At 29.7% G+C, this 11,091-nt stretch carries 7 protein-coding genes; all 7 read left to right on the forward strand.

Features of this window, described 5'->3' with window-relative positions:
* The first annotated feature begins 90 nt into the window (after nt 1-90).
* The 7 genes from ffh to J9309_RS11880 all read left to right on the forward strand — a co-directional run bounded on the left by ffh (nt 91) and on the right by J9309_RS11880 (nt 11,073).
* Nucleotides 91-1,464, forward strand: a complete 1,374-nt coding sequence (gene ffh / locus J9309_RS11850) for a signal recognition particle protein (RefSeq protein ID WP_230476094.1) — start codon at nt 91-93, stop codon at nt 1,462-1,464.
* Between the two features lie 163 nt (nt 1,465-1,627).
* Nucleotides 1,628-2,416, forward strand: coding sequence for a hypothetical protein (locus tag J9309_RS11855; RefSeq protein ID WP_230476095.1), 789 nt, complete (start codon nt 1,628-1,630; stop codon nt 2,414-2,416).
* Between the two features lie 433 nt (nt 2,417-2,849).
* Entirely contained in the window at nt 2,850-5,582 is a 2,733-nt protein-coding gene (locus J9309_RS11860) for a TonB-dependent receptor (protein WP_230476096.1), read from the forward strand.
* Between the two features lie 27 nt (nt 5,583-5,609).
* On the forward strand, nt 5,610-6,935 hold the full coding sequence (locus tag J9309_RS11865; protein WP_230476097.1) for a DUF4876 domain-containing protein: 1,326 nt from the start codon (nt 5,610-5,612) through the stop codon (nt 6,933-6,935).
* Nucleotides 6,936-6,950: 15 nt separating this feature from the next.
* Entirely contained in the window at nt 6,951-8,558 is a 1,608-nt protein-coding gene (locus J9309_RS11870) for a DUF6850 family outer membrane beta-barrel protein (protein ID WP_230476098.1), read from the forward strand.
* Between the two features lie 3 nt (nt 8,559-8,561).
* Nucleotides 8,562-9,713 (forward strand): cytochrome-c peroxidase, encoded by a 1,152-nt coding sequence (locus tag J9309_RS11875; RefSeq protein WP_317192134.1) that lies wholly within the window; start codon nt 8,562-8,564, stop codon nt 9,711-9,713.
* 76 nt (nt 9,714-9,789) lie between these two features.
* Entirely contained in the window at nt 9,790-11,073 is a 1,284-nt protein-coding gene (locus tag J9309_RS11880) for a cryptochrome/photolyase family protein (protein ID WP_230476099.1), read from the forward strand.
* The last annotated feature ends 18 nt before the right edge of the window (nt 11,074-11,091 follow it).

An 11,091-nucleotide genomic window follows, 5' to 3' on the forward strand; every position in this document is an offset into this window, starting at 1 on the left:
ATTTATTTATTAAGATACTAAAATTTTTATATTCTATTCAAATAGAAAGAAATTATTATCTTTGTAAACCTTTAAAAAAACAATATAGACATGTTTCAAAGTCTTCAAGATAAATTAGACAAAGCTTTACATACCTTAAAAGGAAAAGGACAAATTACAGAAATTAACGTTGCTGAAACGATAAAAGAGGTAAGGCGTGCCTTAGTTGATGCCGATGTTAGTTATAAAGTAGCTAAAGATTTTACAGATACAGTAAAGAAAAAAGCATTAGGATCTGATGTATTAACATCATTAAACCCTAGTCAATTAATGGTTAAAATCGTTCACGACGAATTAACTGAATTGATGGGAGGTAAGCAAGCCGATTTAAATATAGAAGCTAACCCAGCTATTATATTAATTGCAGGTTTACAAGGTTCTGGTAAAACAACTTTCTCTGGTAAATTAGCTAACTATTTAAAGACTTCTAAAAACAAAAAAGTTTTATTAGTTGCTGGTGACGTATATCGTCCTGCCGCTATTAATCAGTTACAAGTTTTAGGTGAGCAAATTGGTGTTGATGTTTTCGCTGATTTAGAAAACAAAAATCCAGTTGAAATTGCACAAAACGCATTAGCGCAAGCCAAACAAAACGGAAATAATGTTGTTATTATAGATACTGCAGGTCGTTTAGCTATTGATGAGCAAATGATGGATGAAATTCGTCGTGTTCACCAAACAGTTAACCCAACGGAAACATTATTCGTAGTGGATTCGATGACTGGTCAAGATGCTGTAAATACTGCAAAAGCCTTTAATGATGTATTAAATTATAACGGTGTTGTTTTAACAAAGTTAGATGGTGATACTAGAGGTGGAGCTGCATTAACAATTCGTACAGTTGTAGATAAACCAATTAAGTTTATTTCGACTGGTGAGAAAATGGAAGCTTTAGATATTTTCTATCCAGAACGTATGGCTGACCGTATCTTAGGTATGGGGGACGTTGTTTCGTTAGTAGAACGTGCACAAGCGCAATTCGACGAAGAAGAAGCTAAACGTTTACAAAAGAAAATTGCAAAAAATAGTTTTGATTTTGATGATTTCTTAAAGCAAATTCAGCAAATTAAACGTATGGGTAACATGAAAGATTTAATCGGAATGATCCCAGGTGCTGGTAAAGCTTTAAAAGATGTTGAAATTAATGATGATGCTTTTAAAGGTGTTGAAGCAATCATAAAATCGATGACTCCGAAAGAGCGTAAGAATCCAAATATTATTGATAATTCTCGTAAGAAAAGAATCGCAGCTGGTTCTGGAACAACTTTACAGGAGGTTAATCAATTATTAAAACAATTCTCTGAGATGGGTAAAATGATGAAATTCATGAACTCTTCTCAAGGAAAATCAATGATGGAATCTATGGCTAAAAATATGCCGGCTGGTGGTTTCCCAGGAATGCCAGGTGGTATGCCAAAAATGTAATTTAGATCGTAATCTATATAATTTAAAACCTTCATGAAATTGGAGGTTTTTTTTATTTTATCAAGAAATATTATGTTAAATAGAAATTTCTGTAATTACAACCAATCAAGTTTTAGACTAAGTGTAAGTGAATTTTTATATATTTAATATAACTAAGACTAAAATGAATAAAATTTTTATAGGAATTTGTTTAGCAGCTGGGAGCATAATATGTAGTTGTCATCAATTTAAAAATAAAGAATTAATTGATGTACGTTATGAATTGGCAAATAATGATAAACAGTTGATTTGGAATTTAAATGATGGTAAATATTCTTATTTAATACAATATCATTATAATAGTAAAAAAAATGAAAATCAACTGTCAGATGAAGATTCAATTCAAATAGTGGATTCAATTACAACAGCTGATGAGAAACCTATTACTAATAATTATAAGATTAAACATCATTATAAAGCTTTAGCAAACGAGGTTACAAAAAACGAGGTCGAATTTGTAGATTTAATCGTAAGCAACGAATTACATTACTATTACGCACAACCAAAAAATTTTACAATGCCTTATGAAATTAATATAAGCGATAATTTTATGGTTAAGGCAAATATAGAAGCTGGTAAAAACTTTCCTTTGGAAATTTCTGAAACTGATTACGCTGGAGGTTATAATTTTAAATTAGAACCAAAAGATGTTATGCTTTATAGAATGATACAAGCTAAGCTATCGAAAGAAAGTATTAAGACAGATACAATTTTAGATTTTAGAATCGGTCATCAAATCGTTATAGATAATAATATAATTATTAATAATCCTAAATCTGTTTACGAGAACAAAGAAATCTCTTCAATCATAATGTTTACAGATTATATAATTCTAAAATATATTCCGGAACTGCAACCAGAAAAATTTATTTATCCAATTCATACTAAAAGAAAACCTGTAACACCAGAATGATTTAAATATTTCTATACTTAATAGTGTATACAGAATATATCAATTTAACATAATATATATTATAATAATAAAAATATCATAGATATTTTATTATTAATAATCTTTATTATGTTAAATAATAATTATTTCTACTTATATCTTAATTCCTAATTGCTTAGATTATACTATTTAGTTAAACCTTATCTCTATGATTAGATATTTAAACTACCTACAACATTGTTCAACATTAATAGACTTCTAATTATTCATTTTATAACAAGATTCTAAGCTGCATACCTTCTTCACAATTAAATTTTGAGATCTATCTATTTAACATAATAAATCATCATTGAATAAAAACTTACTTATATCATATATATCGGTCTTAATTACTTTTCTAAACTATTGCTATTTAGATTAATTTAAAATAAATTTGTACCCGAATTCAGTTATAATGAAAAAAGGGTTAATTACATTAGGTTTATTACTTGGTACACTAACTAGTTTACAAGCTCAGAAGATTATTACAGGTAAAATAGTTGATGAGAACAATAAACCATTATCTAATGTATTGGTACAAGAACCAATTAGTAAAAAATGGACGCATACAAAAGAAGATGGAACTTATAAAATAGAAGTTTCAAGTGACAATACAACTTTAATCATTTCTCAGTTAGGGAAAGACTTACAAGAAGTAATTGTTGATCCGGATTTTAATAATGTTACAACAACTCTTTTCAAACAAAACTTGCGTTTAGAAGAAGTTGTTATTTTCCCTAAACGTAAAAAAGAATATTCTGAAATCGTTTTAGGTAAAGAAGCTGTTGAAAATGTACAAGCTTTTTCTATTAACGAAGTTTTAGAACAATTGCCTGGGCAATTTACTCCTGATTTTAATAATAATCAATTCAAAAACATTGTTTTTCGTACAGCTAATAACAATGCTAATATTACGAAATTAACAAATGCTTCTGGAGATAGACAAGATTATTTTGCCAATCGTGCTTTTGGTACATCTATCGTCGTTAATGATATCCCGTTATCTAACAACGAAAATATGCAAACCTTCTCTCCTAATACTTCTGGTGCATTCAGTTATAATTCAGGAAATACGTTTGGAGATGGTTCTGATTACTCGTTTTCTAATGCAAATTACGGAGTTGATTTACGCGAAGTTGCAACCAATAACATAGAAGAAATTAAAGTTGTACAAGGTATTGCTTCGGCAAAATATGGTGACATGACTTCTGGTTTGGTTTTAATACAGACTAAAGTTGGTGAAACTCCTTACCGAGCTTCAATTTCTATGCGCGATGCAACAACAGAATACAATTTATCTAAAGGATTTAGACTAAGCTCAAGAAATTTTGTTAATGCACAAATTAACTTTTTAGAATCTAATTCAGATCCTCGAAATAGTTTAACAAAATACAATCGTTTAAACGGAAATATCTCTTGGAAAACGAACAACCTTGCTTCTACTCTAACAAATACGTTGACTGCAAATATTGGTTATCGTGCGGATGAATTAAAAAATAATCCAGATGATTTTGCAGATGCAAAAGTAAAAGATGATAGAACTACAATTCGTATTTCTAATAATCTGAAATGGAATTTAAATAAATCTTGGATTGAAACAATTAATGTTGATGCGAATTTAAACTACGAAAAATCAAATTCGTATAAAGAAGAATGGCGAAATTTAGGTAATGCAGCTATAACTGATTCAACTTCAGAAGGAATTCATCAAGCGATTATAGTTCCTGCTCAATATTTTTATAACATGAATGTGGAAGGAATTCCTATTTCGACTTATTTAAACATTGAAGGTGTTAAATCTTTGCAATCTAAAAACGAATGGATTCATACATTTTCTGCTGGTTTATCAACTCGTACAAGTTCAAATCAAGGTCGTGGTCGTTATACTACGGGAAATGGTGTACCTAATTATTTAACTTTAAGTGGTGCTGGTGGTTCATTAGGTTATCGTGATTATAATTTCAGAAATACAAAAACTGTTTTTCAATTTTCCGCTTATGCAGAAGATCAAATTACAAAATATTTTGATGGAGATGCAGTTTTAAAATTAGATCTTGGTTTACGTTACGAAAATCAATTAGGATTTTCAACATTACAACCTCGTATCAATACATCTTATGGATTTAATAAATTCTTACGTTTACGAGGTGGTTTCGGTATGGCGAGTAAAACACCTTCTCTTAATCAGTTATATACTGGTAATCGTTTCTACGATTATTTATTAGGTGACGGAATTTATTCTGTACCAGGTGCAGGATTAGTTGGTTGGATTCAGACTTTTGAATTACCAGCTGATAATCCAGATTTAAAACCAATTCGTTCAATGAATACTGAATTTGGAGTTGATCTTAATTTTAAATTTGGTACGCTTAACGTTACTGGATTTTACAATAAAATGACTGATGGAATTACATCGATCGATGATCCTTTTCAACGTACAATAAGCGAAATTGCTTTAGATACATCATCTTCAACACCATCTTATAATGTAATCGGTGAAAGAAATATAGGTTTCTTTGGTTCACAATTAAGAAATGCTTTAGAATCTGAAGATTTAGGACTTGAGGCGTTTATGACATTCAAACGTATCAAACCACTTAATTTAGATATTCAAGTCAATTCATCTTACATTAAGACGACGAATACACCAAATAAATTACAATATTCACAATCTACGGTTTTAACAGAGCCAGAAAAATATGCAGTGTATAACGGTTTAGAATCTAAAACTGACCAGTTAACATTAGGTTCTAATTTTAATTATCACTTACGCAAGGTAGGTTTATTAGTTTCTTTAAGAACTGAGCATATTTTAAGAATGAATCATAATAGAAATCAGAACAGATTTCCAATTGGTTATTTAGATGATCAAATGCAATATCATGCAATTCCTGTCGAAGATCAAATGAATACTGATTTGTATGGTCATCTTATAAAAACATCTGTAAAAGGGGAAGAAAGTTTACAAAATTCAATTCATAACATTCATTTTAGATTATCTAAAGATTTCATGAATGGATTTAAAATTTCAGTTTACACAACAAATGTGTTTGGTTTAAAACCAACATATTTCGATACTAATGGAGTAAAACAAATTTACCCTATTGCACAATTTTCATTAGGTGGAAAATTAGAATATTCATTTTAATAATTATTACTACTAAACATATTATATATGTACAAAAAGTTACTTGTCTTAACACCATTTATCGCTGGATTATTATTTAATTCATGTTCGGATGATGATTTTGGAGGAATGAATTTAACTCCTGTAAGTGTAACAACTCACGTTAAATTTGGAGGTGATTTTGTAACGGATAAACAAGCCGTAAATGCAAATGTTACATTTCGTAATGTAGATACAGGTGTAGAATATATAGGTATCACAGATGCAAACGGTAATTATGTTTTACCAACAATTTTACCTGGAAAATATACAGCAACAGTTAATTTTTCTCTAACTCCTACTCAATTCGAAGAATATTTTGGATATAATTCTGGTTCAGAAGATGATATTATTTTCAATGGAGTTACACAGAATATTGATATTCTAACAAGTGGCACAACAATTACAGTTGAATTATTTTCAGTAAATTCTATCGGTGGTTTAGTTATTAAACAAGTTTATTATGGTGGATCGCACACAACAAGAGGCGCTTCTTTCCGTGATCAATTTGTTGAAATTTACAACAATTCCAATGAAGTTATTTACGCAGATGGATTAATTTTCGCACAATTATTTGGTAATAATACAATTGGTACAGAACCTTTTAACTTACCATCAGGCCAGTTAAATTGGGCAATGAGCGAAGGTAATACGAAAGGTAATGCAGCAAATACAGATTATGTTTATGCAGATAATGTTTATCGTATTCCAGGTTCAGGAGAGCAATATCCTATTCAACCAGGAAAAAGTATTATCATTGCAGCAACAGCAATTAATCATAAATCAAATTACACAGACAATAACGGAAATTCAGTAAGTATACAAGAACCTGAATTAACTGTTGATTTATCTAACGCTGATTTTGAAGCTAATTTAACTTCATACACAGGAAATCAATACCGTTACGACATCCAAAATCCAAATGTTCCAGATTTAGAAATTGTACATTGGGTTTCTGGGCAAGATATGATTTTAGATAATCAGGGACGTGATGGATTTATAATTTTTAAAGCAACTCCTGACGAAATTGCTTCTTTCGATAAACTTAGAAATCCGAGTGGAGCTAATAATAATTTATACTTACAAATACCTAATTCATTAATTATTGATGGTTTAGATACAACGCGAGATTTAGCTAATAATTTAGTCCCTAAAAAATTAAATGTTAGAGATGATGCTGGTGTAACTTATTTACCAACTGGAGCGTTTAGTTCTCAGTCAGTTATTAGAAAAACTCAGAAAGTAATCAATGGTCGTATTATCTTAAAAGACACGAATAATTCGACTGAAGATTTCGTAACAATTAAAGCAGAGCCAAAAGCTTTCGCTAATTAATCAAAAAACTAAAGAATGAAATCTACATTAGATTTAAATTCATATGATATATCCTTGTTTGTGCGTAAAAGTACAAACAAGGCTTTATTCTTAATGGCGGCGACATTAGGCGGTATTTCGTTTGCTCAAAATAACGATACAATAAAAATTGATTCAAATCCTTTACACCAACAAGATATTGATCAATTAAATTTGTTACCTATCACCTATGCAAACCAAAATGTAAAAGATTTTACGCATACAGAAGTTTATTTCAAATTCAAAAAAAACGAATTTGCTCGTAAACAAACTGCAGCTGAAACTACACGTTACGGTTTCAAAACACATGGTTTATATAATGTAAATCCTGATTTAAAAATTTTCGGAAATATTGATTTACAAAAATATAACGAGAAAAACTTGGCTTATACTTTAGATGATACCCGAACAGACGACATTGAAGTATTGCATCCTCAATATTATTTTGTGCCAAGAGCTTCAGATTGGAGCAATCAACAATATGATATAAATGCAGGAATCATAAAGAATTTTGGTGGATTTAATTTGGCTGCTAAGGCAGGATTATATGCCAATAAGTTAGCTCGTCAGGTAGATCCAAGACCAGAAATTTCTAACCGTAAATTAAGTGGAGAAATTCAAGCAGGATATACTTTAGGTGCGCATCAACTTTTTGTTTTAGCTGGTTATGGTCGCAAAGACAAAGATTATAATTACTATTATAGCAATTCTCAGCTAAATAATATTGCTTATCCAGAAACGTACATGCGTTTCAACTCTGGATTCGGTCGCGTAGTCAATCGTCCTTATTTAAATTATGGTGCTGGATATTTTTCTCGTACAACTTATAAAAAAGCTGGTGCTGGATATAATTTGAATTTAGAAAATACGCTTATAACTGCTCATTATATCTATCAAAAAAACTTAGAAAATTGGTTTGATGATGAATTTGAAAATGATAAGTTCAAACGTTTTCAATACCAAACAATTTCTTATCAAGGAGGCGTGAAATTACGCCAAAATATTGATGGAAAAGTTTTACGTTCATCGCTAAGTGGTTATAAAACTACTTCTAAAAATTATGATATTAAATCATTAGGAACGAATTACATGAATCGTCAGCGAAATGCTACTTTCGATGTTAATTTATTGAACCAAAATGATAAGCAATTTGTGAAATATCATATCGGTGCATTTGCTGCGTATAACCAAAATAGATACATGGATCAATTAGGCTATGTTGATCAAAAAATTAATTCTTTAACTGCTGGGATTTATGCTAATAAAGATATTGATTCTAAAAATCAGGCGAAATTTAATGTTGGAGTTGGATTCAATTACTATACAGCGTTAAAAAATGAACTAAATTTCTTAAACCTTTCAGGTGCTACAGATAATGTATTTTTTAAGGAAGTTATAGCACATGATTTTGCATATAACTCGATGGATAAATTGAATGCAAATGCTGATGTACGCTACATTTTGCCTCTTAAAAATAACAAAAATGTCGTAATATATACACAATTAAGAAGTATATTCGCATTAGATAATAATAGAAATTTAAATGTTGATTTGAATACAGAAACTACTTATCAAGTAAACTTTGGTATTCAACTTAATTATTAATAAATGAGAATGAAAAAGGCGATTCCTTTAGTTGCACTTGGTGTTACTTTTACTTTTTTAGCTTTGAAACCTAATAATGTAATTGATCAAGGTTATACAATCGATCAATTGAAAACATTATACTCAAGTGGTGACCAATCAAAATGGCCAAAACCAACTGTTGATGCTAGCGTTTACGCTGATGGTTTCGAGGATATTGGCTCATTAGGAAAAGTTCCTTTTCCTGAAGATAATCCATACACGAAAGAAAAAGCTGATTTAGGAAAATCATTATTCTTTGATCCTCGTTTATCAAATTCGAATCAAATTTCTTGTGCCAACTGTCACGATCCTGAACAAAATTGGGGTGATGCAAGACGTGTTCCTTATGGGGAAGATCGTCAGCAAGGTGCTCGTAATTCTATTTCATTAATGAATGTTGCTTACACAAAAGCAATGTTTTGGGATGGTCGTGCAACAACTTTAGAAGAACAAGCTGTTTTTCCTATTAAAGATCCAAAAGAGATGAATCATCACATCGATTTTGCAACAAAAAAAATTGCGCAAATCCAAGGATATAAAAAGCTTTTTAAAGATGCATTTGGTGATGAAAAAGTAACGAACGAAAGAATTGTACAATCTTTAGCTACTTTTCAACGTACGATTTTATCTCCAAAAACTAGATTTGATAAATTTATTGCAGGTGATTCTACCCAATTAACTAATCAGGAAGTTCAAGGATTACACCTATTTCGTACAAAAGCGCGTTGTATAAACTGTCATAATACAGCATTATTTTCTGATAGTAAATTCCATAATATTGGTTTAACTTATTATGGTCGTGAATACGAAGATTTAGGATTATACAACACTACTAAATTAGCTAAAAATGTTGGTGAATTTAAAACTCCATCTTTAAGAGAAGTTCCACAAAATGCACCTTATATGCATAACGGATTATTCCCAACTATTCGTGGTGTTTTAAATATGTATAACGCAGGAATGTTCCATTTTCAACCAAACGAAAAGCAAAAGAATGATTCTTTGTTTCCTAAAACTTCTCCATTGATTCAGAAATTGAATTTAAATGCAGCTGAAATGGATGCTTTAGAAGCTTTCTTAATGAGTTTAAAACAAAATCAATATAAAATGAGAGCTCCAGAATTACCAAAATAAAACTGGACTATGAATATATAACAAATAGCGACTTTACTTAAAAAAAGTCGCTTTTTTTTTAAATTAGAATACTACTATGGATAGAGTTAATATTTTTTGGTTTAGAAGAGATTTAAGATTAGAAGATAATATTGGTTTATATCATGCACTTAAGCAAGATTTACCAGTACTTCCTTTATTCATTTTTGATCATAATATTTTAAGTGAATTAAACGATAAGTACGATCGTCGTGTAGATTATATACACCAAAGTTTAGAAAATTTAAATAATCAACTTTCAAAACTATATTCATCATTATTAATTAGATATGGTAATCCAATTGAAGTTTTACTACAATTAAAAAATGAATATAATATTGAAAACATTTTTTGTAATGAAGATTTTGAATTGTATGGAATTAATCGTGATAACGAAGTAAAAAAGCATTTCAATTTACATCAATTCAAAGATCATGTGATTTTCAGATTTGATGAAATTCTTAAAAAAGATAATACTCCTTATACCGTATTTACACCCTATTCTAAACAATGGAAATTAAAACTTACTGATTCAGATTTTAAGGAATATGAACTAAATTTAAATAATTTTTATACTTCAAAATTTGATTTTCCAACGCTTCAATCACTAGGTTTTCAAAAAACTGATATAGAATTTAGTTCACCCAATATCCCACTCGATTCTTTATCCAATTATAAGGAAACTCGTGATATTCCAAGTTTAAATTCTACTACTAAATTAAGTTTACCCTTACGATTCGGAACCATTTCTATTCATAAATGTGTAAGATTTGCTCATAATCATCAATTAGAAACTTGGTTAAATGAATTAATTTGGAGAGATTTTTTTATACAAATTTTAGCTCATTTCCCTGCTACAACTTATTCTGCTTTCAAGCCTAAATATGATAACATTCAATGGATCAATAACGAAAAAGAGTTTGATCTTTGGTGTAAAGGCGAAACTGGCTACCCAATTGTTGATGCAGGAATGAAAGAATTAAATGCAACAGGATTTATGCATAATCGTGTACGTATGATTGTAGCAAGTTTTCTTTGTAAGCATCTTTTAATCGATTGGCGTTGGGGCGAATCTTATTTTGCATCAAAATTAAATGACTACGAAATGGCTTCTAATGTTGGTAATTGGCAATGGGCTTCAAGTTCTGGATGCGATGCAACTCCATATTTCAGAGTCTTTAACCCTACTTTACAACAACAAAAATTTGATAAAGATTTTAAATATATCAAAAAATGGATCCCAAATTTTGATGAACAAAATTATATTGAACCAATTGTTCCGCACGATTTTGCTAGACAACGTGCGATTGAAACTTATAAAATTGGATTAAATAGTTTTTAAAAATAATTAATTGATATA

The sequence above is a fragment of the Faecalibacter bovis genome, from assembly GCF_017948305.1.
GTDB lineage: Bacteria > Bacteroidota > Bacteroidia > Flavobacteriales > Weeksellaceae > Empedobacter > Empedobacter bovis.